25 protein-coding genes and 1 other RNA gene are annotated in these 25,302 nt (G+C 26.1%); 1 reads left to right on the forward strand and 25 read right to left on the reverse strand.

From position 1 onward, the window contains the following. Positions 1-5: 5 nt before the first annotated feature. The 13 genes from tgt to EGD97_RS02180 form a co-directional block, all read right to left on the reverse strand. The gene (gene tgt / locus EGD97_RS02120) at positions 6-1,136 is read right to left on the reverse strand and encodes a tRNA guanosine(34) transglycosylase Tgt (protein ID WP_078681510.1); all 1,131 of its coding nucleotides are present in this window, start codon (positions 1,134-1,136) and stop codon (positions 6-8) included. Positions 1,137-1,198: 62 nt separating this feature from the next. Next, positions 1,199-2,224, reverse strand: coding sequence for a tRNA preQ1(34) S-adenosylmethionine ribosyltransferase-isomerase QueA (gene queA / locus EGD97_RS02125; protein ID WP_078681509.1), 1,026 nt, complete (start codon positions 2,222-2,224; stop codon positions 1,199-1,201). Between the two features lie 63 nt (positions 2,225-2,287). Continuing rightward, positions 2,288-3,283: a Holliday junction branch migration DNA helicase RuvB gene (gene ruvB / locus EGD97_RS02130; RefSeq protein WP_078681508.1), complete on the reverse strand. Its 996-nt coding sequence runs from the start codon at positions 3,281-3,283 to the stop codon at positions 2,288-2,290. A gap of 10 nt (positions 3,284-3,293) precedes the next feature. Then, positions 3,294-3,887, reverse strand: coding sequence for a Holliday junction branch migration protein RuvA (gene ruvA / locus EGD97_RS02135; RefSeq protein WP_127836404.1), 594 nt, complete (start codon positions 3,885-3,887; stop codon positions 3,294-3,296). Between the two features lie 140 nt (positions 3,888-4,027). Continuing rightward, complete coding sequence (locus tag EGD97_RS02140) at positions 4,028-4,588, reverse strand: hypothetical protein (RefSeq protein ID WP_078681506.1); 561 nt, start codon at positions 4,586-4,588, stop codon at positions 4,028-4,030. 186 nt (positions 4,589-4,774) lie between these two features. Next, positions 4,775-4,990 (reverse strand): (2Fe-2S)-binding protein, encoded by a 216-nt coding sequence (locus EGD97_RS02145; RefSeq protein ID WP_078681505.1) that lies wholly within the window; start codon positions 4,988-4,990, stop codon positions 4,775-4,777. Between the two features lie 156 nt (positions 4,991-5,146). Next, positions 5,147-5,519: RNase P RNA component class A (gene rnpB, locus EGD97_RS02150), an RNA gene on the reverse strand. A gap of 76 nt (positions 5,520-5,595) precedes the next feature. Beyond that, positions 5,596-6,408, reverse strand: coding sequence for a Nif3-like dinuclear metal center hexameric protein (locus tag EGD97_RS02155; protein WP_127836405.1), 813 nt, complete (start codon positions 6,406-6,408; stop codon positions 5,596-5,598). Positions 6,409-6,410: 2 nt separating this feature from the next. Then, on the reverse strand, positions 6,411-7,091 hold the full coding sequence (locus EGD97_RS02160; protein ID WP_078681503.1) for a tRNA (adenine(22)-N(1))-methyltransferase: 681 nt from the start codon (positions 7,089-7,091) through the stop codon (positions 6,411-6,413). A 20-nt stretch (positions 7,092-7,111) separates the two neighbouring features. Further along, a complete protein-coding gene (locus tag EGD97_RS02165) occupies positions 7,112-8,002 on the reverse strand; it encodes a PH domain-containing protein (protein WP_078681502.1) in 891 nt (296 codons plus the stop codon). A gap of 229 nt (positions 8,003-8,231) precedes the next feature. Then, the gene (gene rpoD / locus EGD97_RS02170) at positions 8,232-9,296 is read right to left on the reverse strand and encodes an RNA polymerase sigma factor RpoD (protein WP_078681501.1); all 1,065 of its coding nucleotides are present in this window, start codon (positions 9,294-9,296) and stop codon (positions 8,232-8,234) included. A 23-nt stretch (positions 9,297-9,319) separates the two neighbouring features. Further along, positions 9,320-11,089, reverse strand: a complete 1,770-nt coding sequence (gene dnaG, locus EGD97_RS02175) for a DNA primase (RefSeq protein ID WP_078681740.1) — start codon at positions 11,087-11,089, stop codon at positions 9,320-9,322. 199 nt (positions 11,090-11,288) lie between these two features. Then, on the reverse strand, positions 11,289-12,317 hold the full coding sequence (locus EGD97_RS02180) for a deoxyguanosinetriphosphate triphosphohydrolase (RefSeq protein ID WP_078681500.1): 1,029 nt from the start codon (positions 12,315-12,317) through the stop codon (positions 11,289-11,291). A gap of 170 nt (positions 12,318-12,487) precedes the next feature. On the opposite strand from EGD97_RS02180, the gene EGD97_RS02185 reads away from it, so the two are divergent. Further along, positions 12,488-13,555, forward strand: coding sequence for a CotS family spore coat protein (locus tag EGD97_RS02185; RefSeq protein WP_078681499.1), 1,068 nt, complete (start codon positions 12,488-12,490; stop codon positions 13,553-13,555). A gap of 51 nt (positions 13,556-13,606) precedes the next feature. Here the strand turns inward: EGD97_RS02185 and ppdK are convergent, their stop codons facing one another. The 12 genes from ppdK to EGD97_RS02245 form a co-directional block, all read right to left on the reverse strand. Further along, positions 13,607-16,240 (reverse strand): pyruvate, phosphate dikinase, encoded by a 2,634-nt coding sequence (ppdK, locus tag EGD97_RS02190; RefSeq protein ID WP_078681498.1) that lies wholly within the window; start codon positions 16,238-16,240, stop codon positions 13,607-13,609. Between the two features lie 547 nt (positions 16,241-16,787). Then, positions 16,788-17,345, reverse strand: coding sequence for a DUF4342 domain-containing protein (locus EGD97_RS02195; protein ID WP_078681497.1), 558 nt, complete (start codon positions 17,343-17,345; stop codon positions 16,788-16,790). A gap of 1 nt (position 17,346) precedes the next feature. After that, positions 17,347-18,123 (reverse strand): DNA repair protein RecO, encoded by a 777-nt coding sequence (recO, locus tag EGD97_RS02200; protein ID WP_078681496.1) that lies wholly within the window; start codon positions 18,121-18,123, stop codon positions 17,347-17,349. Positions 18,124-18,177: 54 nt separating this feature from the next. Next, entirely contained in the window at positions 18,178-19,059 is an 882-nt protein-coding gene (era, locus tag EGD97_RS02205) for a GTPase Era (protein WP_078681495.1), read from the reverse strand. A 126-nt stretch (positions 19,060-19,185) separates the two neighbouring features. Next, on the reverse strand, positions 19,186-19,887 hold the full coding sequence (locus EGD97_RS02210) for a diacylglycerol kinase (protein ID WP_078681494.1): 702 nt from the start codon (positions 19,885-19,887) through the stop codon (positions 19,186-19,188). Positions 19,888-19,914: 27 nt separating this feature from the next. Beyond that, on the reverse strand, positions 19,915-20,424 hold the full coding sequence (gene ybeY / locus EGD97_RS02215) for an rRNA maturation RNase YbeY (RefSeq protein WP_078681493.1): 510 nt from the start codon (positions 20,422-20,424) through the stop codon (positions 19,915-19,917). A 14-nt stretch (positions 20,425-20,438) separates the two neighbouring features. Continuing rightward, the gene (locus EGD97_RS02220) at positions 20,439-22,541 is read right to left on the reverse strand and encodes an HD family phosphohydrolase (protein WP_127836407.1); all 2,103 of its coding nucleotides are present in this window, start codon (positions 22,539-22,541) and stop codon (positions 20,439-20,441) included. Between the two features lie 78 nt (positions 22,542-22,619). Next, complete coding sequence (gene yqfD / locus EGD97_RS02225) at positions 22,620-23,768, reverse strand: sporulation protein YqfD (protein ID WP_228201959.1); 1,149 nt, start codon at positions 23,766-23,768, stop codon at positions 22,620-22,622. Continuing rightward, entirely contained in the window at positions 23,761-24,045 is a 285-nt protein-coding gene (gene yqfC / locus EGD97_RS02230) for a sporulation protein YqfC (protein WP_078681490.1), read from the reverse strand. Before yqfC ends, yqfD begins: the two co-directional genes overlap by 8 nt. A 133-nt stretch (positions 24,046-24,178) precedes the next feature. Further along, positions 24,179-24,625: a GatB/YqeY domain-containing protein gene (locus tag EGD97_RS02235; RefSeq protein ID WP_078681489.1), complete on the reverse strand. Its 447-nt coding sequence runs from the start codon at positions 24,623-24,625 to the stop codon at positions 24,179-24,181. A gap of 26 nt (positions 24,626-24,651) precedes the next feature. Next, entirely contained in the window at positions 24,652-24,828 is a 177-nt protein-coding gene (gene rpsU, locus EGD97_RS02240) for a 30S ribosomal protein S21 (protein ID WP_078681488.1), read from the reverse strand. Positions 24,829-24,954: 126 nt separating this feature from the next. Further along, complete coding sequence (locus EGD97_RS02245) at positions 24,955-25,299, reverse strand: histidine triad nucleotide-binding protein (RefSeq protein WP_078681487.1); 345 nt, start codon at positions 25,297-25,299, stop codon at positions 24,955-24,957. Positions 25,300-25,302: the final 3 nt, after the last annotated feature.

Below are 25,302 nucleotides of genomic sequence, written 5' to 3' on the forward strand. Positions count from 1 at the left end.
TTTTTTTAATTTTTTTCATTCCACTCTGATAATTTTTTATTTTTATATTCTTCAAAATAATCACCATCTATAGCCTCTCTTATTTCTTCCATAAGTTTATTATAAAAATATAAATTATGCAATACACAAAGTCTCATAGCAAGCATTTCTTTTGCTTTAAAAAGATGCCTTATATATGCTTTTGAGTAATTTTTACAAGTAGGGCACTGGCATCCTTCATCTATAGGAGTTGAATCCAATTCATATTTTGCATTCATTATATTTATTTTACCATATTTAGTAAACAAATGTCCATGCCTTCCATTACGTGCAGGTAGTACACAATCAAAAAAATCTACTCCTCTAGATACAGCTTCTAATATATTGCTTGGCGTACCTACCCCCATAAGATAAATTGGTTTATCTTGTGGTAGATACGGAACTACTTTATCTATTATTCTATACATTTCTTCATGAGTTTCTCCTACGGCTAATCCTCCTATAGCATATCCATCTAAATTCATTTTTGAAATAATTTTAGCATGTTCTATTCTTATATCATCATAAGTTCCACCTTGGTTTATACCAAAAAGCATTTGATTTTTATTTATTGTATCATCTAACGAATTAAGTCTATCCATTTCTTTTTTACATCTTTCAAGCCATCTTGTAGTTCTTTCTACTGATTTTATAACATATTCACGAGGAGAAGGATTAGGAATACATTCATCAAATGCCATAGCTATTGTAGAACCTAAATTACTTTGAATCTGCATACTTTCTTCTGGTCCCATAAATATTTTTCTGCCATCTATATGCGAATTAAAATAAACTCCTTCTTCTTTTATTTCTCTAATAGTTGAAAGAGAAAAAACCTGAAATCCGCCAGAATCTGTAAGTATAGGTTTATCCCAATTCATAAATTTATGTAGTCCACCCAATTTTTTTATAACTTTATCTCCAGGGCGTAAGTGTAAATGATATGTATTAGAAAGTTCTACTTGACAATTAATTTCTTTAAGATCAATTGATGATACTGCACCTTTTATTGCTGCTAAAGTTCCTACATTCATAAATACTGGTGTTTCTATAACTCCATGAACAGTATTAAGCTGTCCTCTTCTTACTTTTCCACTTTTTTTTAATAGCTTATACAAAAATATTCACATCCTTTTAAGCTGTAATTATTCTTTAAAATTATATATAATTTTAATTTTTATTATTTTAAAAACATTGCATCTCCAAAACTAAAAAATCTATATTTTTTTTCTACGGCCTCTTTATATGCATTCATTATTATATCTTTACTTGAAAATGCACTAACTAACATAATCAAAGTTGATTCTGGAAGATGAAAATTTGTTATAAGAGCATCCACAATTTTAAATTTATAACCAGGGTATATAAATATATCAGTCCATCCTGATTGCTCTCTTACTCTTCCATTTTCATCTGCTATAGTTTCTAAAGTTCTATTAGATGTAGTTCCAACTGCGATAACTCTTTTACCATTTTCCTTTACACTATTAATTATATCTGCTGTTTCTTTTGACATTACATAATATTCTGAGTGCATTGTATGTTCTTCAACTATTTCTGCTTTTACTGGCCTAAAAGTTCCAAGCCCTACATGAAGAGTTACAAAAGCTATTTTTACACCTTTTTCTTCTATTTTTTTTAGAAGTTCTTTTGTAAAATGTAATCCCGCAGTAGGTGCTGCAGCAGATCCTATTTCCTTAGAATATACTGTCTGGTATCTTTCTTTATCTGTGAGTTTTTCTTTAATATATGGCGGCAGCGGCATCTGCCCTAATTTATCTAAAACTTCTTCGAATATACCTTCATATTCAAATTTTACAATTCTATTTCCTTCCTTACCTTCACTTATAATTTCTGCTTTTAATTCACCATTTCCAAATATAAATTTGGCTCCTACTTTAGCTCGTTTACCTGGTTTGACAAGTGTTTCCCAATGATATTTATCAATTCTTCTAAGAAGCAAAAACTCCATTTTGCCTCCAGAAGTTTCTTTAACACCTACTAATCTTGCAGGCATAACTCTTGTATTATTTAAAACTAAACAATCACCTTCCTCAAGGTAATCAACTATATCTTTAAATATTTTATGTTCTATATTACCTGTTTTTTTATCTACCACCATTAGCCTAGATTCATCTCTTTTTTCTAAAGGATGCTGAGCAATTAATTCTTCAGGAAGATCAAAATAAAAATCTTTAACTTTCAAAAAATCCACCTTCTCTTTTTATCTAATTTTATTTTTTAAAGTACTAAAAATAGTTAAATTATTTCAAATTTTATTTCTATTTAAATGCTTATATGTTTTATCTGTTGCCATTCTTCCTCTTGGAGTTCTTATAATAAATCCTTTTTGAAGAAGATAAGGCTCATAAACATCTTGAATTGTATCTAATTCTTCTCCTATAAAATAAGCTAAAGTCTCTAATCCCACTGGGCCTCCATTAAAATTATCAATTATGGCTTCTAATATTTTATTGTCTATTCTATCAAATCCTTCATTATCTATATCTAATAGCTCTAATGCAGCTTTAGCTGTTTTAATGGTTATATTTCCATTTCCTTTAACTTCAGAATAATCTCTAACCCTTTTTAATAATCTATTAGCTATTCTTGGAGTTCCTCTTGAACGTTTAGCTATTTCAAAAGCAGCTTCTTCATCAATATTAACTCCTAATATTTGAGCAGATCTAGTTATTATAAGCTTTAAATCATTTTCTTCATAAAATTCCATAGGTAAGAGTACTCCAAATCTATCCCTAAGAGGAGCAGTTAAAAGCCCAACCCTAGTTGTAGCTCCTATTAATGTAAATTTAGGCAAATCTATTCTTATAGATTTTGCAGAAGCTCCTTTACCTATAATTATATCAAGAGCGTTATCTTCCATAGCTGGATATAATATTTCTTCTACAGTTCTATTTAGTCTATGTATTTCATCTATAAATAAAACATCAAAATCACTTAAACTTGTAAGTATAGCTGCTAAATCACCAGCTCTTTCTATTGCAGGTCCTGATGTTATTTTTAAATTTCCAGTCATTTCTTTTGCAATAATATTAGCAAGAGTAGTTTTTCCAAGCCCTGGAGGTCCATATAAAAGAACATGATCTAATGCTTCATTTCTTTTTTTAGCAGCTTCAATAAATATATTAAGCTTTTCTTTTACCTTAGATTGCCCTATATATTCTTTAAGATTTTTAGGTCTTAGACTAAATTCTATATCTTTATCTTCTTCGGTATTTAAGGAAGTAACAATTCTGTTTTCCATAAAATCCTCCTTAATTCATTAAATATTTTAGGCTATTTTTAATAATATTTTCAATAGATTCTTCCTTATGTACCTTTTTTAAAGCTTGTTCTGCTTCTTTTTCAGAATATCCAAGTGCCAAAAGAGCTTCTAAAGCTTCTGATAAATTTTTATTTATACTTTCTTCTTCATAATTTTCTGATTCTTTAGAAATAGCATCATTTTTTTTGAGCTTATCTCTAAGCTCTAATATAATTCTTTGAGCTATTTTTTTACCTATCCCTGGAGCTCTGGTAATAGTCTTTTCATCTCCAGTTAAAATTGCATATTTTAAGTTGTTTACATTGCTTATAGAAAGAAGAGATAAAGCTGCTTTTGCTCCTACTCCATTAATATTTAAAAGCATATTAAACATATCTAATTCATCTTTTGTTAAAAATCCATATAATCCAATAAAATCTTCTCTTATAATTTGATGAATAAAAAGTTTAACAGTATCGTTTATTTTAGGCATGTTAGCAAGAGTATAACCTGATGTATGTATTTTATATCCTATACCATTATTTTCTATGACTATATAATCTTTATTAACTCCTACAAACAATCCTTTTATATACTCGTACATTTTTACTCCCTTTCATAAAATCACTATATTTTATATTATGAATTGATTTTAAATTATAAATAAATTAAAATTATATTTTATTTATAATTCATATATTACTTTATCACCTAATAATATTTTATTCAATAAAAAACTTGGGGTTATGAAATAAATTCCCCAAGCTTTTCCTCTACCTCTTCTTTTGTTTTGAATTGAAAATCTTTTGATCCTTTTAATAACAATTTATGATCTTCTTCAGTAGGAACTTCTATACCTGTCTCTTCTTCAATTATAAGATTAGCATTTTCATCAGTTCTATATATTGCAAAACATTTATCTTTAACACCAAGAATATATTTATTAGGTGCATAACTATCAATAGTTTTAACTAATATTACTTCTTTAGAATTTATACTTTCTACATTGTACCCAAGTTTTTCAAGCTCTTCTTTATTTTTTCCCAAATATTTAGAGGCATCAATTTCTTTAACATCCATATCTCCACTTTTTTTATAGTAAGTTTTTAATGTTATTTTTGTATCAGGAGAAATAACATCACCTAATGTTATTTCTGAAGAATTATTTTCTGTTGTGTTTACTTCTTTTATTTCTATATTGTTATTATTAATTTTTTTCATACTTAAATTATAGCTTATCATAAATGTAACAATAGAAAAAGTAATAAATAAAATTGCAATTAAAAAATATTTTCTTTTAAACATAATATCCCTCCTTGCATAATATTATGTCCAAAAGAATATTTTTTTATACAATATTATACCATGATTATCTAACAAAAACTATTTTTTTATTAGAATTGACCATTATATTTTGAAGTAAATCAATAATAAACATACTACTAATTGTGTAATAGAAATTTATTTACAGCTTATTGTGGTTTAATTATACTATATATTTTTAGCTTCTTCTAAAAGTGCTTCTATTTTAGGGGTGCATCTTCTCCCACAGCATGATCCAGATCCAGCACCTGTTTTTGCCTGAACTTCTTTAAGTGTTTTAGCTCCACCATCTATTGCTTTTTTTATAGTAAGTTTTGAAATAGATTTACATAAACATACTTTAGTTAATTTATCTAATATTTCTTGATTTAAATTTTGTTCCATATATTATCATTCCTTTCAAAATTAAAAATTTCTATATAGTAACTTACATATCGTTCATATCGTTTTATTATATTATTTTTAAATAATAATTTTTATTATAATAATTATGCTAGCAGTTATTAGAAAAGCACCAGGCTATAACCTAGTGCTTTTCATATGTTGAGCAAATCTATAAGCCGAGTTCTGTATTAAACAGTCATCTATCTAGGCTTATTGTTGCCAATAAGCTCAAGCGACATACCCGAAGGCGGAGCGGGCAACTCCTTCATCTTATTACAGATGATGCCTTCCTATTCAGTCTTGCTCCAGGTGGGGTTTACATAGCCGCAAAGTCGCCATTGCGCTGGTGAGCTCTTACCTCGCCTTTCCACCCTTACCAAAATAAAAATTTATTTTGGCGGTATATCTCTGTTGCACTTTCCTTAGAGTCGCCTCCACTGGGGGTTACCCAGCACCCTGCCCTATGGAGCTCGGACTTTCCTCTCCTTAATACTTATAAATATTAAGCAGCGACTGTCTGACTTACTCAACAAATATAATAATATCATAATAATTATTATAAAGCAAATATTATCTTATTCCAATTTTAGAAAATAGATTTAAATTTAAATAAATTTATATGGCGATTTGCACATTTTTGAAATTATTACATTATTATCTGCACCTATTTCTCTTATTTTTTCTTGTAATTTTTTAGCTGCTAATTTAAGTGCAGGCCATTCTGTTTCAAAATGACCTGCATCAATAATTCCAATGCCTTCTTCTAAATAATCACTAACATAATGATATGATGTATCACCAGTTATTATACAATCTGCTCCTAATTCTTTACATTTTTTAAAATAGCTTTCTCCGCTACCATTTATTATAGCTATTTTATTAATAATCATATTTTCTTTACCAGCATATCTTAATTTTGAAATTTGAAGAAAATTTTTTATATTATTACAAAGCTCTTTTAATGTAATAGTATTATTAAGTGTTATTATTCTACCTATTCCATATAAATCTTTATTCTCTTGTGATTTATCAATTTCTATTATTTCCCATTCGTTATAACCTAAAATTTCTGAAATTATATCATTTAATCCGCCTCTTACTTTATCTAAATTGGTATGACTAGAATATAAATTTATATCATTTTTAATTAATTTTATTATTTTTTTACCTTGTAATGTTTCTGTAGTGATAGATTGCGGTTTTATAAAAAGTAAAGGATGATGTGTAATTATTAAATTAGCTCCCAAATTTATAGCTTCATCTATAACTTCTAATGTACAATCTAAAGCTATTAATATTGAAGAAACTTCTGATTCTAAATCTCCAATCATAAATCCAACATTATCATAATCTTCCTTTAAATTTAAAGGAACATGTTTTTCAATAATATTTTTTACATCTTTAACTTTAAGTACCATAATTAAATCAACTCTTTCAATCTATTAATTTTATTTATAATCTCTTTTCTTTTATTTTGTGCATTTTTTGTATCTTCATTTATATATTTTATTATGTTTAAATATTTTTCAATCTTATTTTTTATATACTCTTTCATTAAAGGATGCTGTTTATATATTAAAGTTTTACTTATTTCATAATAAAAAGGATCTATATTTTGTATATTTTCCCCATATCTAATTTTAATTATTTCATAAAATTTATCATCTTCTTTGCACAAATCTTCATCTATTATTTCATATCCTTTTACATATATATATTTTCTTAAAACTTCAGGATTTTGCATAGGCTGTACTATACAATAGTTTAATTTTTTAAATACATCAATATCTTTTTCAATTATATCTTGTATTAGGTTTCCTCCCATACCTGCAATAACAGCACACTGTACTTCATCAGGTTTTATAACTGATAGTCCATCCCCTAAACGCAACTCTATTTTATCTTCCAAATTTTCTGATATTATATTCAATTTTGCTTTTTCTATAGGCCCTTTATTTATATCAGCAGCTATTGCTCTTTCAGCTAAACCTTTTTTAATAAGATAAATTGGAATATATGCATGATCAGTACCTATATCAGCTATTATATTACATTTTTCTATCATTGAAGTTATTTTTTTTAGTCTTATACCAAGTTCCATAATCCCTCCAAAATTATATATTAAATTGAAAAATTAAAAGTATAAAGAATTTTAATTTGTATTAATAAAAGAATTAAAGATATTCCTAAAGATATATAAATAAATCTTTTAGAATATTTTTTATCATATTTAGCATAAAAATATGAAGCATAATACATACAAAATAGTATTGCCATGCTAAAAATTCCATACATCATCTGATTAAAAGCAAATTGCTTTCCTGTACCGTATTCTATAGCTATAAAATTAGAATTAAAGTTTAAAGGCATAGATTTTTTGAGCTTACCACTTAGATAAAGAATAAAAGGATTTAAGGTAAAAATTATAATTATTATACTATTTAAAATAAAAGGCATAATAAAAAATTTATCTTTATGTAAATTTATACCATTATTGGGCTTATATTCAAAATCAATAGGTTTAATATTGTAACTATTTAAAAATTTTTCAAAATCATCAAATTCTTTAGGCGAAATAGCATAATTCCCTTTTTTAGTTTTTAAATAAAATACATTTTTATTTGAAGTTATAAATAAGTTTGTTATACCTATATTTTTTATAGCACACTTACCTATAGAAAAATTTTTCAATATAAATCCAGATAATTTTATTCCATTAATATTACCACTATGTTTTTTATATCCTTCAATTTCTTTTAAACATATTTTAATTTTTTTAAAAGGTTTAAATATATATACGTTTTCATAATCTGTGCCATATTTTAGATAAAACCATGTTATTATATAATATAATTGATATATACAGAAAACAAGTAAAAAAACTTTTAGTAAATTTGAAAATATATATGAATTTAATACTATGATTCCAAAATTCACTAAAATTATAGTAGCAATAGTGATACTAATTATATGATAAATATCTTTCCCTTTTAATGGTTTATAAATTATCATATTTTCACCTCTTTATAATTAATTAAACCATATATATTTTAGCATAAATATTTTATAATAAAAAGTATAAATAAATCAAATATAGAATGTAAATTTATATTTATATTAAAATTTATGCTTTTAAAATATTGCTTTGTATATAACAATATTTTAAAAGCATTATAAAAAACATTTATAAGTTTATCTATTTATATTAATTTTTATTTATATTTAACTTTAAATATTATATTTAGTCTAAATAATCCTTTAATTTTTTGCTCCTGCTTGGATGTCTTAACTTTCTAAGAGCTTTTGCTTCAATCTGTCTTATTCTTTCTCTTGTAACATTAAATTCTTTTCCTACCTCTTCAAGAGTTCTAGCTCTTCCATCATCTAAACCAAATCTAAGTCTTAACACCTTTTCTTCTCTAGGAGTTAGTGTATCTAGTACATTTATTAACTGTTCTTTTAGCATAGTAAATGCTGCTGCTTCTGCTGGTGCTGGTGCTTCATCATCAGGAATAAAATCTCCTAAATGACTATCTTCTTCTTCACCTATTGGGGTTTCAAGGGAAACAGGTTCTTGTGCTATTTTCATTATTTCTCTTACTTTATCAACAGGCATATCCATTTTTTCAGCTATTTCCTCTGGGAGAGGTTCTCTTCCTAAATCCTGTAGAAGCTGTCTTGAAACTCTTATTAATTTATTTATAGTTTCTACCATATGAACTGGAATTCTTATTGTTCTAGCTTGATCTGCAATAGCTCTAGTTATAGCCTGCCTTATCCACCAAGTTGCATAAGTACTAAATTTAAAGCCTTTTCTATAGTCAAACTTTTCTACAGCTTTAATAAGTCCTAGATTTCCTTCTTGTATAAGATCTAAAAATAACATCCCTCTTCCTACATATCTTTTTGCAATACTTACAACTAATCTTAAATTAGCCTCTGCTAATTTCTTTTTTGCAGCTTGATCTCCTGCTTCTATTCTATTAGCAAGTTCAATTTCTTCTTCTGGGGTTAAAAGAGGAACCTTACCAATTTCTTTTAAATACATCCTAACTGGATCATCAATAGCTATTCCTTCTGGTATAGATAAATCTAAGTCTTCTTCTGGTACTTCAATATCTTGTATATCTCCTATAACATCTATACCCATACTCTCTAATACTTCATATATTTTTTCAATTTGTTCTGGACTTAAATCTATTTCATCTAATTCATCCATTATTTCCTTATAAGTTAAAGTACCATTTTTTTTGCCTTTTTCAATAAGTTTTTTAACCAATTGCATTTTGGCATTTTTATCTTTCATATTGTTGCCTCCTTTCATAACGCTTATAGACTAGAAATTTTTTCTTGTATATTAGCTAATTCTTGTGTTAATTTTAATGAATCTTCTAATTGACCGTTTTTTTCAAATTCTTTTATTTTATTTTTTATATAAATGACTTTTTGTTCTAGCCTATATTTTTCTATTTCTTTAAAACAATCATCTATAAATTTTGTAACACCATCTTCTTCATATTTTAAGTCAATTTGTAACAGATTTATCCATTCTTTAGAACTTTCTATATCATTACACATTAATTCTATATGTTTTTCTCTTTCATTTATATCTAAGTTTATATATTCTTTTATAAGTTCATATATCTTTTTATGACTTTCTAAAACCAAATAATCTTTAGAATAATTTTGTTCTACATAGTCATATACAGTGTTATTTATATGCATAAATTTTAAAATACTTCTTTCAGCCTTAATATAAGAAGGTTCTCGGTATAATTTATATCCAAAATTATAATCACTATTCATATTTAAAAATTTATTTGTATTATTTTGCATTTCTTTATTTAATAAATCATATATTGATTGTTCTTTTATACCTATAGTTTCTGATATTTTTTTTATATATATTTCCTTTTCTAACGGATTTAAATCTTCAATAATTAATGCTACATTCTTAATATATTTTGATAGCATATTAGGATCATTAAAATCTATATCTTCCCCAATTTTTTTTATTTTATAATCAATTAAAGGAATTGCATTATCAATAAGATTTAAAAAAGCTTCGCTGCCATTAGTTCTTATAAATTCGTCAGGATCTTTGCCCTTAGGTACTGTTAAAACTTTAATATCAAAGTCTTCATTTTTTAATATATCAAGGCCTCTTAACGTTGCCTTTTGTCCTGCTAAATCAGCATCATAAGCGATTATTATTTTATTGGCATATCTTTTTAATAACTTAGCTTGATTTGAAGTAAGTGCAGTTCCTAAAGAAGCAACAACATTAGTTATTCCATATTGATGCAAAGATATACAGTCCATATATCCTTCTACTATTATAATCATTTTATTTTTTAAATTTTTTATAGCAAAATTTAAACCAAAAAGATTAGTTCCTTTTTTAAATATAGCTGTTTCAGGTGAATTAAGATATTTAGGCTTTGAATCGTCTAGCACTCTTCCACCAAACCCAATAACGTTTCCCTTATAATCAAACACTGGAAATATAACTCTATTTCTAAATCTATCATAAAAAGTTCCTTTTTCACTTTTTATGATAAGTCCAGCATTAAGCATATCTAATTCACTATAACCCTTATGTTTTAAAAATTTTAATAAATTATCCCACCCATCTGGTGCATATCCTAATCCAAATTTTTTTATAGTTGCATTAGATATTCCTCTGTTTAGAAAATAAGACACAGCATTTTTATTTCTTTTTAGCTGTGTAAAAAAATATCTGGCAGCATCGATATTAATTTTATATAATTTTTCATTTATATCTTTATTTCTTATTGTTGAATAATTTTCAGCTTTTATTTCAATATTTGCTCTTTCTGCTAAATATTTAACTGCCTCAATAAAATCTAAATTTTTATATTTCATTATAAAAGTAATTACATTGCCTCCTTCACCACATCCAAAACATCTAAATATTTGTTTTTCTTGTGATACACTAAAAGAAGGAGTCTTTTCATTATGGAATGGACAAAGTCCTATATAATTTTTACCAGATCTTCTTAATTTTACATTTTCTGATATAATATCAACTATATCATTGCTGTCTTTTACTTTTTGGATGATTTCTTCTGATATTATCAATGAAACCCTCCTAACTATTTTTTATTTTTCACGCTAAGTTCTATTATATTCGACATAAATTCCTATATTCCTTCTAAAAAAAATAAATATTTTTTTATTTATGTCTTTTATATAATTTTAATTAATAAATTAATAATTTTTTTGCCAGACAAATAATATTGTACCCATAATATAGAAATAATTATTCCTTAAATTTTTAATAAATTACAAACTTTGGTACATAAATACTATTAAATAAATATAAACAATAATCATCACTCATACCTGATATATAGTCACCAACTCCTTGATATAAGCCTTCTTTTTGAGAAATTTCTTTATATATATTAGGCATTTTTTCTGGATATTTAAAAAAATAATTAAAAACTTGTTCTAATACAAATTTTGCTTTTTCTCTCTCTGCTTTTAAAAAATCTCCTTTATATATTTCTTCAAACATAAAAGTTCTTAAATTGTTTAATGCACTTCCTACTTCTTTGCTTAAAGAAACTTCTATATTATTATTTCGTATATTTTCAATGGTAGTATATATACAATCTTTAACTAAAGTATCAATTCTTTTTCCATGATTATTACCAAGCACTTTAGTAATTTCACTAGGAAGATTACTTTCTTTCAATATTCCAGCTCTTATAGAATCATCAATGTCATGATTAACATAAGCTATTTTATCACTATATTTTACTACTTGACCTTCTAAAGTAAATGCTTTTTTTGATGATTTTGAAAATCCACTGTGATAAAGTATTCCATCTAATACTTCTTCAGTGAGATTTAAGCCCCTTCCATCTCTTTCTATTTTCGTAAGCACTCTAATACTATTTTCATTATGTTTAAATCCTTGAGGTAATAATTTATTTAAAACATCTTCCCCATTATGTGCAAAAGCTACATGGCCTATATCATGACCTAATGCAATAGCTTCTATAAGATCTTCATTTAATCCTATACCTTTACCTATAGTTTTAGCTATTTGTGCAACTTCTAAAGTATGTGTCAATCTTGTTCTATAATGATCTCCAGATGTTTTTATATAAACTTGAGTTTTGTGTTTAAGTCTTCGAAAAGATTTACTGTGAATTATTCTATCTCTATCTATCATAAAAGAAGTTCTAGTTTCATCTTCATTTTCTTTTTTCATTCTTCCTCTTGATTTACTTGAAAAAGCTGCTTGTGGTATAAGTATAAGTTTTTCATTTTGCTCTATTTTTTCTCTTATTTTCATAGTGAAACTCACCTCTATAAATTATTTCTATATTTTTATCAAAAACCCTTTTTATTTATATAAATTTCAAAAAAATCAAATAAAGATTTTATAAATGAATTAATATAATAAGTATATTACATTAATTTTTTTAATATCATATAATAAGATTGCTGTTAAGGAGTGTTTTTATGCCTACATCGGCTATATCATATAATATAGAGTTATTATCTGAAGAAAATGTAAAAAAATACGTTTTGCCACACTATAATTTGGAAAATTCTAAAGTTACACAAATAAAATTTAAAGATACAGAAAAACAAAGAGCCGTTTATAAAGTTACACAAAATAATTATAATTATTGCTTAAAAAAGATATATTTTTCTATGGAAGATCTTCTTTTTGTATATTCAGCTATAGAATGGCTTTATAGATATGAAATTAAAGTACCTAAAATTTTACCAACTAAAGATAATAATAGATTTGTAAACTATGAAAATATGCTTTTTATTCTTACTCCATGGATTGAGGGAGAAAAATGTGACTATGATAATATTCAAAATGTACTTAATGCTAGTATAAATTTAGCAAAAATACATAAAAATACAATCTATTTTAAACCTATAAAAGGTAGCAGCAGCAGAACTGGATTTGAAGACTTATATGATTCTTTATATAAACACTTTCAACAACTGCTTATATGCTCTAATCTTGCTTTTAAATATGGAGACAAGTTTTCTAAAATGTTTTTACAATACTTTGATTTTAATATAATTTTAGCTCAAACTGCTGTTAATATTTCTTCTACTATAAATAATAATAATCTAAATAAAACACTTTGTCATCTTGATTATGTAAATAAAAATATAATATTTGATAAATATGGAGATTTATGGACTATAGATTTTGATAAGTGTAAAATAGATTATAGAGTTCATGATATATCATATTTTCTTAGAAGATTATTAAAAAGGGAAAATACAAAATGGAACATAGATTTAACAATAAATTGCTTAAATTTATATGAAGATTTTTATCCTTTAACTTTAGATGAATATAAATTTATTCTTGCTTATTTAGCTTTTCCTCAAAAATTTTGGAAAATATCTAGAGATTATTATAATAATATAAACAAATGTAATAAAAATTCTTTTGTTACTTTATTAAACAAAACATGTTTAAAATCAGATTATCAGCTTCAGTTTGTTGAAAATTTTATTCATTATATAGAAGAAAAATTTCATGTAACATTAAAATAAATTTAAATAAAATAAATCACTAGAAAATCTAGTGATTTATTTTATTTAAATTTATTTTCTTGGATTTTTAACTTGTGCCTGAGCAGCTGCAAGTCTAGCTACAGGTACTCTAAATGGTGAACATGATACATAGTTTAATCCTACATTATGACAGAATTCAACTGAAGATGGATCTCCACCATGCTCTCCACAGATACCTAATTTAATATCTGGTCTAGTAGCCCTTCCTTTATTAGCAGCCATTTCAACAAGCTGGCCAACACCTGTTTGATCTAATTTTGCAAATGGATCAAATTCGTATATCTTTTTATCATAATAATCATTTAAGAATTTAGCAGCATCATCTCTTGAAAATCCAAATGTCATTTGAGTTAAATCATTTGTTCCAAATGAGAAGAATTCAGCCTCTTTAGCTATTTCATCAGCAGTTAAAGCAGCTCTTGGTATTTCTATCATAGTACCTACCATGTACTTCATATCAATACCTTTTTCTTTTATTATAGCATCTGCAGTTTTTACAACTATATCTTTAACGTACTTTAATTCTTTAATTTCTCCAACAAGAGGAATCATTATTTCAGGAACTATATCGTATCCCTTTCTAGTTCTAACATCAATAGCAGCTTCAATAACAGCTCTTGTCTGCATTTCTGCTATTTCTGGATAAGATACTGCCAATCTACATCCTCTATGTCCCATCATTGGATTAAATTCATGTAAAGATTCAACTGTGGATTTTAAATCTTCAAAAGTTAACCCCATTTCCTTAGCTAATTCTCTTATTTCATCATCTTCATGAGGTAAGAATTCATGTAGTGGTGGATCTAAAAATCTAATAGTAACTGGCCTTCCCTCCATAGCTTCATAAAGACCTATAAAGTCTTCTCTCTGCATTGGAAGTAATTTTTCAAGTGCTTTTCTTCTTTGTTCTTCATTTTTAGATACTATCATTTCTCTCATAGCTGGAATTCTATCTTCATCGAAGAACATATGTTCAGTTCTGCAAAGTCCTATACCTTCTGCTCCAAATTTAACAGCTTGCTTAGCATCTCTTGGAGTGTCAGCATTTGTTCTAACTTTTAATTTTCTTATTTCATCAGCCCAAGCCATAAAAGTTCCAAAATATCCAGTTATTTCTGGTTCAACAGTTTTTATTGCTTGACCATACACATTACCAGTGCTTCCATCTATTGATAAATAATCATTTGAAGTTAAAGTTAAGCCATCAACTTCAATAGTTCTAGCTTCTTCATTTACCTTTATATCTCCGCATCCAGCAACACAGCATGCTCCCATACCTCTAGCAACAACTGCAGCATGTGAAGTCATTCCACCTCTTACAGTTAAAATACCTTCAGCAGCAACCATACCTTCGATATCTTCTGGAGAAGTTTCAAGTCTTACTAAAACAACTTTTTCTCCTTTTTCTGCTCTTTCTTTAGCTTCTTCAGCGCTAAAAGCTATTTTACCACAAGCAGCTCCTGGTGATGCTGGAAGACCTTTAGCTATAACTTTAGCATTTTTTAATTCATTAGCATCAAAAGCTGGATGTAATAATGAATCTAATTGTTTTGGTTCAACCTTAAGTATAGCTTCTTCCTTAGTTAACATTCCTTCTTCAACTAAATCAACAGCAATCTTTAATGCAGCTTGAGCAGTTCTCTTACCGTTTCTAGTTTGTAAGAAGTAAAGTTTTCCATCCTCTATTGTAAATTCCATATCTTGCATGTCTTTGTAATGTTTTTCAAGTTTATTAACAATCTCTATAAATTGATTATAAACTTCAGGCATATCTTGTTCAAGTTTACTTATTGGAGATGGAGTTCTTATACCAGCAACAACATCTTCTCCTTGAGCATTCATAAGATATTCAGCAAATATTTTCTTTTCTCCAGTAGATGGGTTTCTTGAAAAAGCAACTCCAGTACCTGAATTATCTCCTTTATTACCAAATACCATTGATTGAACGTTAACAGCTGTTCCCCAGCTTGATGGTATATCATTCATTCTTCTATAAACAATAGCTCTTGGATTATCCCAAGATCTAAATACAGCAGTAACTGCTTCAATTAATTGAGTCTTTGGATCTGATGGGAAATCTTCTCCTTTTTCTTTTTTGTAATAAGCTTTAAACCTTTTAACAACTTCTTTTAAATCGTTAGCATCAAGTTCAGTATCTAGCTTAACACCTTTAGCTTCTTTAATTTCATCTAATATATTTTCAAAGTTTCTCTTTTCAACTCCCATAACAACATCAGCAAACATTTGAATAAATCTTCTATAGGAATCATAAGCAAATCTTTCATTTCCTGTTAATTTAGCTAAAGCTTCAACAGTTTCATCATTTAAACCAAGATTAAGAATAGTATCCATCATTCCTGGCATGGATGCTCTAGCTCCAGATCTAACTGATACAAGTAGTGGATTTTCTACACTACCAAATTTTTTACCAGTAATCTCTTCGAGTTTAACCATTGCTTCTTCAATTTGGTCAATTACTTCTTGAGATATTACCTTTCCATCATCATAATACTTATTACAAGCCTCTGTAGTTACAGTAAATCCTTGTGGTACTGGAATCCCTAATAAAGTCATCTCAGCTAGGTTTGCACCTTTTCCTCCAAGGAGTTCTCTCATTGAACCATTACCTTCACTAAAAAGGTAAACATACTTTTTGCTCTGCATGTCTATAACACTCCTTTGTATCGTTTTTATTTATATACTAACGGGTTAAAGTTTCCCGATTAGATCGTATTGTATATGAAATATTTATTTTCGTGTACCTCACTTTTAAGCATGTTGATTTTAATAAATAATTTTTAGAGCTGCTCTAATAACATTTATAACGTTTAATTTATTTGCTAAATAATAGCTAACAGTTATAAATTTATATTTTATTATAATAATTTATTTGTATTTTATCTTAGTGTAAGCTTATCACTATTTATATGCTTTTAGTTTAGTACAACGATATTATAACACTTTAATGAAAAAATTTACATACTACTTTAGTTATTTTTACTTTATTTTAATAAAATATTCCTTTTAAAATATATTTTTCTTTTTATAACTCTTTTTATCATAATAATTTATTATTACTAAGTTATATATTTTTTATAATACTTTTTATATTTTACCTAACTTTGAATAAGATTTCAATAAAAATTTTATTATAAATATATTAAAGTATTTTAAATAATTTTAAAGCCAGCAATAATTGCTGGCTTTAAAATTATATGTCCTTGTCTTCATTAAATTTCACTGTATAAGTATATACTGTTTCATCTTTTGAATCTTCATTTCTTTTATTATTAAATTTATCTTTTACATCTGAAGCTAAGTCGTTAACTTTTTCTTTTACATCTTCAACTGTAGATTTTATTATTTTATTAATTATTTCTACTGATCCATCTTCTTTAGTTAATTCTATAGTTAAGTTAGTAACTACTGCTCCTATAACTCCTATTGCTATAAGAGGTGCCCATACTGCATATGCAACTATTCCTACCGCAATCCCAGCATTTACAGGTACATCAACCAAGATTTTACCATCTTTTTTTACTTTTATTCTTGTTATATTTCCCTTTTTTATAATATCTTTTATCCAAGCTAAGAATTCATCTTTAGTTGTGTAAATACTATCCATTGCACTTTTTTTATTTTCTTCAATATAAATAATAGCATCAACTACATTTCCTTCAGAAGCTTCTAAAGCTTCCTTTGCCTTAGCATAACTTACGCCTGTTCTTTCTCTAACTACATCTATTTTTTCTAATGTAATTTCGACCATTTTAATCATCTCCTTTTAATATTTTAAAAGTTTCTAAACTATTAGGTTTTTTACCAAATATATCTTCAATTATAATTGATAACAATTTGTATAGTTCGTCTTTATTCTCTTTAGTTAAAATAAGTTTATATATATTAGCTAAAGATGCTTTTGATAAATATCTTAATAAATTATACGTAGAATAGCTAATAAAGAATCCATTATCCTTATTGCATTTTTCACAAACTCCACCTAAAAATTTTAAGTCTATAAAATTACTTTTTTTTATGTGTTCTTTGCAAATAACACAATTGTCTAAATTTAAATTATATCCAGAATATGATATTAGTTTTAATTCAAAAGCTCTCATAAGAAGATCATAATCAACTGCTTTATTTTCCATTAAATAAAATACAGTTATAAAATCTTTAAAAAGTTCCCTATTACTCTCTTCTTCAACCATTGCTATATCTATTAATTCACATAAATAAGATGCATAAGTTAAGCTATATAAGTCTTTTAGCAATATTTGAAATGAATCTATAATTTCTCCTTCATTTAATGTATATAAATTTTTACCTTTAAATAACACAAAATCCCCATAACAAAATGGCAAACTTAAAGATAAAAATTTACTTTTACTTTTTTTAGCTCCTTTAGCGATAACTGAAATTTTACCTAATTTTTCAGTAAATAACCATATAATTTTATCGGATTCTTTAAAATCTAAAGTTTTAATAACTATTGCTTTACTTTTAAAAATTGACAGAACATCATCTCCTAAATATATTATATCCATATAGTATAAATTATTTCAATTATCTAATAAATCGTATTATGTAATTTTTAGTTGTTATTTATATCCTAATTCTCGTAGGATAGAAGAATTATCTCTCCATTCTTTTTTTACTTTTACCCAAAGCTTTAAAAATACTTTTTCTCCTAAAAATTTTTCTGCATCTATTCTAGCATAAGTTGAAATTTTTTTTAACATTTCTCCTCCTTTGCCAATTATAATTCCTTTATGGGAATCTTTTTCACATAATATTGTAGCTTCAATATTGTATATATTTTTTTCATTCTTTTTCATTGTAATTATTTCCACTGCTATTCCATGAGGTATTTCTTGAGATAAAAATCTTAATGCTTTTTCTCTTATTATTTCTGAAATTATAAATCTTTCATGGACATCAGTTATCATATCATCTGGATAATATTTAGGTCCTTCAGGAAGATAATTAACCATTAAATTTAAAAGTGTGTCAGTATTTGTACCTTTAATTGCAGATATAGGTATAACTTCTGTAAAATTAAAATATTCCGAATAATTTTTTATAGTTTTTGCTACTCTTTCCTTAGTATTTTCATCAATTTTATTTAAAACTAAAAATATAGGTTTATTAAACTTTTTTAATTGTTCAAGTATGTATTTATCTCCTCTTCCTATTTCAACTTCAGGTGTAGTTAAAAAAAGCACTTCATCTACTTCATTTATACTTTCCTCTGCTATCTTTACCATATATTCCCCAAGCTTATGTCTTGGCTTATGGATACCTGGAGTATCTACAAATACAATTTGAAAATTTTCCTCTGTAAGAATAGCTTGTATATTATTCCTAGTAGTTTGAGGCTTATTAGATACTATAGAAAGTTTTTCTCCCATTATATGATTAAGCAATGTAGATTTACCAACATTTGGTCTTCCAATAATTGTTACGAATCCTGATTTAAACATTATTTATATGCACTCCTTAAATTTTCTTAAGCTTTTTATTATTTTAAATTTTTTTGTAATGAAACTACTTTTATGTAATAATCATACCATTATTTTTTAATATTTTAAATTTATTTATACAAATATTTATCCAAAAATATTAAAAAGTAATATTGTTATTAAAGTACCAAATATAGCACCAACTAAAACTTCAAAAATAGAATGTATATGAGAGTCTACTCTGCTTTGAGCTACTATAACAGCTAAAAGATAACTTAAAAAAACAGCCAAAGGCTTATCATCTACTATTAAAGCAATTGTAGTTGCAATACAAAATGCAATTGCACTATGTCCACTTGGCATTCCTCCCCTAAGAGGAGTACCTTCTCCAAATATTGCTTTAACTATTAAAGTAAGTATACAAACTATTACCAAAATACTAAATGTTATATATGGATCTGATTGCTTAACTTTTTTCATTACCCCTAAAGTAACTGTGCTTAATTTATCCCAAAATAATATATATCCTACTGCAACAGCATTTATTGCTGTAATAAGTACTGCTCCTGCCGCAGTATTTTTTGCTATTTTAGCTAAAGGATGATAATAATTAGCAGCTACATCTATAGTACATTCTATAGCTGTATTGAACATTTCTGATGCAATAACCATAGTTATTGTAATAGTTACAATTAAAATTTCTGTTTTACTTAAATCATAAAAAAAACATGCAGTCAATATTATAAGTGCTGCAATCATGTGAATTCTCATATTTCTTTGTGTTCTTACTGCATGTATAATTCCATCTATAGCATAATTAAAACTATCTATAAGTTTTCTTATTTTCATATAGAAACTCCTTTTTATGTTCAATTATTATTGCATACTTCTATTAATATTAAATTTTTTTAATATTTCTTCTTCTCTTTCTCTCATAATAATTTTTTCTTTTTCTTCCATATGATCATATCCTAATAAATGTAAAATAGAATGTACTGTTAAATAGCATACTTCCCTTAATAAAGAATGACCGTACTCTTCACTTTGAGCTTTTGCTTTTTCAAGTGAAATTGCAATATCTCCAATAACTAATCTACCTTCATCATAAAAACTATCATCAAATTTATAATTTGTATATATATCTTTATAAACCATTCCATCTGGATATTCTATCATAGGAAAAGATAAAACATCTGTTTCTTTATTAATATTTCTATATTCATTATTTAATTCTTTTATTTTTTCATTATCAATAAATATTATACTAACTTCATAATCAATATCTAATTTTTCTTCTTTTAAAGTGTAATCTACTATTTGATTAAGTATATTTATAATTTCATCATTTAACTCAATTTTATTTTGTCTGTTATCAATATATATCATTTTTATCACCTTTATTATCTATTAGTTTCTTTATTATTATCTACTTTATTATTCTCTACTGGATATTCTATTCTTTGATGATAAATTCCTAAAAGTGTTTTTATAAAAGTTTTCTTAATTAAGTTTAAATCTTTTAAAGTTAAATCACATCCCTCCAACTGTTTTTCTTCAAATTTGCTTTTAAATATATTGTTTACCATTTCCTCTATTTTATATTTGTCAGGTTCACTTATAGATCTTACTGCTGCTTCTACACTATCAGCTAGCATAACTATTCCTGCCTCTTTAGAAAGAGGTATAGGTCCAGGATATTTAAAATTTTCTTCTAAAATTTCTTCTGGATTTTCAGCAGAATTTTTAGCTGTAATATAAAAATATTTAACTAATGATGTTCCATGATGTTGTTCTATTATATCCTGTATTACCTTTGGTATTTTATATTCCTTTGAAAGTTCTAAACCATCTTTTACATGAGATATAATTATTAAAGAGCTAAGATTCGGAGCAATTTTATTATGAGGATTATCAGCTCCAATTTGGTTTTCCTTAAAAAAATAAGGTCTTTTTATTTTCCCTATATCATGATAATACGAAGATACTCTAGCTAAAACAGGATTACCTCCTGCAACTTCTGCACCTGCTTCAGCCAAATTAGCAACTAAAACACTATGATGGTAAGTACCAGGAGCTTCCATTAAAAGCTTCTTTAAAAGTGGATTATTAGGATTAGATAATTCTAATAATTTAATTGTCGTAACAATGTCAAAAGTACTTTCAAAGAAAGGAAGAAGTCCTATAACAAGTATTCCTGATAAGCAGCTTCCTAAAAAAGAATATGCTGCTTTTAAAAGCACATCTAAAACATTATTACTTAACAAAAATCCTATTGATAAAGTCCCTAATATATTTATAACAGCTATATATATACAAGAATATAAAACATCATTTCTTTGTTGTAATTTTTGAATAAAAAGAGCTCCAACTATTACATTTAATACAGCTATTACTATAATATCAGCTTCAAAATTAACAGCCGTGCTTATAAATATAATGTTTAATATATTTATAGAAAGTGATGTTTTATGATTTAATAAAAGTGTCATAATCATCGGTGCAAAAACTAAAGGTATTAAAAAAGAAGAAACCATACTAAACACTCTAGCTAACAATACAGAAGTACAGCTTATAATGTTAATTAGTAAAATTTTAGTATAATCTTTATAAATATCATTTTCATATTTATATAAATAATAATTTTGTATAAATAATGTTAATGCTATTATAATTCCTAAACTTATATAAATATACCATTCAGATTTATTGTTTGTATTTAAAAGCCCTAAACTTTGAAGAAGTGCATATTTTTCTTCTGTTACAACTTCACCTTCCATAACTATAACTTGATCCTTTTTAACCATAACCGGTGGAGTTTTATTTATAGCTTCATTTTTCATTTCTTCTGTTTTTTCTTTATCATAAAAAGAATTAGGTTTTATAAGTTTAATTCCAATAGTTGTACCTAAATCTCTTATAGGTTTTGAAAATTTTGAATTGTTAAACTCTAATTGTACCATATCTTGAGCTCTTTTTATATTTTCATTATTTACCTCAGTACTAAGTTCTGGATTATATTGTATACCAAAATCGTATATTTTTGATATAATTGAATTCAAAAAATTTTGTAGATTTTTTAATTCATCTTTATTCATTCCTATTAATACTTTAAACTCATCATCAAATAATTCTATACTAGATGACTCAGATAATTCCTTAATTTTTTCATTTTCTCCTTTATCTGAATCTTTTAACATCAAAGCCTTAGAAAATAGAATGTTTATACTATTTAAAGCATTATCTTTTATTTCTGGATTTATAGTATACTGAGGTGGAACAAGCCTTATAGCCTCTTCTATCCTAGCTTTAGTGCTAATTTCATCTTTAATATCCCTTTGTGCTTTAATAGTTGTTTTTGCAATATCTCCCTTTTTAATATCATATGTTTTTGTTATTAAAGCAGTAATTAAAATAAAATATAAAATAAAAAATGTACATAAATATACCAATATATGCTTCAATTTATTATTATTTAAAAATTTTTTTAAATTTAGTGTTCCCACACTAATCCCACCTTTAGTTTATTATTACTTAAATTATAGTGTAAAAGTCTATTATTATAATTTTTCAAAGGATAATTTTTAATTGTTGCTTAATTTTTGAGGATAAGCTATATTTTCTTCTGCAACAACTAAAACACGAATTTTATAATTATCTCCAACTTGTTCTTTAAATGTTTCACTGCTAACTACTTTTATAGACTTATCTAAACTTTCAATAATCTGTGAATATAGTTCATCAGCTGTTGATTTGATTACTTCTTCAGGTATTAAAGAAAAATTTACTTCATTAGTTTCATAAAAAATTTCTTTTTTAATAAAACCTTTATTTTCTATTATTTTATCATAAGTTTTAAATTTATTTAAAGTATTTTTTAAATAAATCTTTTTTCCTAAAAATTCTATATATAAATTATTAATTTCTTTTCCTGTTTTCTCTTTTTTAGTTCCTTTCATAGATATTTCTTTTGACTTTTCGTAAAAAGTTCTTGCAATTACTTCTCCTTTTGCGTGTACTTCATATGTATTTCCTTCTCTTCCTTGTTGTCCTTTTACAAGAATTTGTCCAGCCTTAACAATATCTCCACTTTTTACTACGGAAGTTCCTGAAGTAGTATAAATCCAAAGAATTTCTCCATCTTTTTTAGCAACTAAATCACAAGGATCTTCTTCTAAAATGACATTTGGTGGTGGTGTTTTTTCAACTGCATTAACTATAAGTCTTGATCCCTCTATCCTAGCTTTAAAATACATTATATTATCACTATCATTTATAAATTTTTTTTGAATATTATAAACATCAATTTTATCTTTTCTTATTCCAGGGTATATGCCATAAGAAATAAGTTTTTGTCTAATTTCATATGGTGATAAATTATTTTCAGTTTGTATATCAATTTTCCAAATAAAAGTTGAAAGAAAATATATTAATGAAAAAAATAAAAAAAATCCAAAAACTAAAGCAATTCTTTTCCTTAATTTTATAAATAAAAATGAAGTTCCTCTTCTGTTTAATATTTTTATTTTAGTTTTTGTTTTTTTAGCAATATCATCTATAAGTTGAAAATCTTTTAAATTTATATCCATAGACATATTGGTAATACTTTTCTTACGTATATTTTTTATTTGAACTCCATTTCTCCAAAGTAAATTTATAAATTTTTCCGGAATATGGGACTGAATTTCTATTGTTATTATTCCTCTTTTATATTTTTTTAACTTATTATTCATGACCCTCATAAACTACTGATTTAAATTTACCACTTAAAGTTAAAGTATTTCCACCCATAAATAATATCTCAAATCCATTCCCATATATTGTAATTAAACCTACATTTGAATTAATTTTAATTTCTTTTTCTTCAAAAAGAACTACACCTTTATGATTTTCTATTGTTATTTCATTATCACCTGTTATAGCTATCTTTGGTACATTTAAAATTACATCTCTAGGTAAATCAAGTTTTTGAGCTATTGTTTCCTTTGTCTTATTTAGCCTGCTTTCCACACCTTACACCTCTAGATAATACTTTCATACTAAATTTATGAAACAGCAAGCAATTTAATTCCTATATAAATAAAAGTAAGTAAAATAAAAAAAGGTTCAAAGCTGAACCTTTTATATTATCTTTAAAAATATTTTATTTATTTAAATGCTCTCTTACCATTTGACTAACAAGCTTTCCATCGGCTCTTCCTTTAATTTTAGGAGTTAATACTTTCATAACTTTACCCATATCTTTAATGCTATTTGCACCAACTTCAACAGCTGCCTCTTGAATCATAACTAATATTTCTTCTTCAGTTAACTGCTGAGGAAGGTAACTTAACAAAATCTCAATTTCAGCATTTGCTTTATCTATAAGATCTTGCCTATTCCCTTTTTCAAATTCCAGCACAGCTTCACGTCTTTGCTTAATTTCTTTAGCTAAAACTTCGATAACTTGTTCATCATCAAGCTCTATGCCGTCAATTTTTTCTGCTTGCAGCACAGCTGCTTTTGCCATACTTATAGTATTGGCTTTAAATTTATCTTTTGATTTTAAAGCTTGCTTCCAATCTTCTTGCAGTCTTTCTTTAAGAGACATCTATAGTACCTTCTTTCAAAAGAATTCTATTTAAATTTTCTTTTTCTTGCAGCCTCAGACTTTTTCTTTCTTTTAACACTTGGCTTTTCATAATGTTCTCTTTTTCTTACTTCTGAAAGAACTCCAGCCCTAGCACATTTTCTCTTAAATCTTCTTAACGCACTGTCTAATGACTCGTTTTCTCCAACTTTTATTTCTGACATATCTTATCCCTCCCTCCGCTAGCACAATTAATCAATAACAAAAATTAAATGCAGCATCTATGGGCTAAATAGCACATATTTAATTATACAATATACATTTACAAACTGTCAAGAATTTCATTCCAATTAACCTGGAGGCCAATTAAGACTTCTTCCTCCTAAAAGATGAAAATGTACATGAGGAACAGTTTGCCCAGCATCTTTACCGCAATTAGTTACAATTCTATATCCATTTTCGTCAATATTTAATTCTTTTGCAATTTTTTTTGCTATAAAGAATATATGTCCTATAAGTTCTTCATCAGTATTTTTTATATCATTAATACTTGATATATGCTTTTTAGGTATTATTATTAAATGGATTGGTGCCTCTGGATTTATATCCTTAAAGCAAAATACTTTATCGTCCTCATATACTTTATCAGAAGGTATTTTCCCTTCAACAATATTACAAAATATGCAATTATCCATAAT

The sequence above is a fragment of the Clostridium prolinivorans genome (genome assembly GCF_004011155.1).
In the GTDB taxonomy this organism is placed as follows: domain Bacteria; phylum Bacillota; class Clostridia; order Clostridiales; family Clostridiaceae; genus Clostridium_AT; species Clostridium_AT prolinivorans.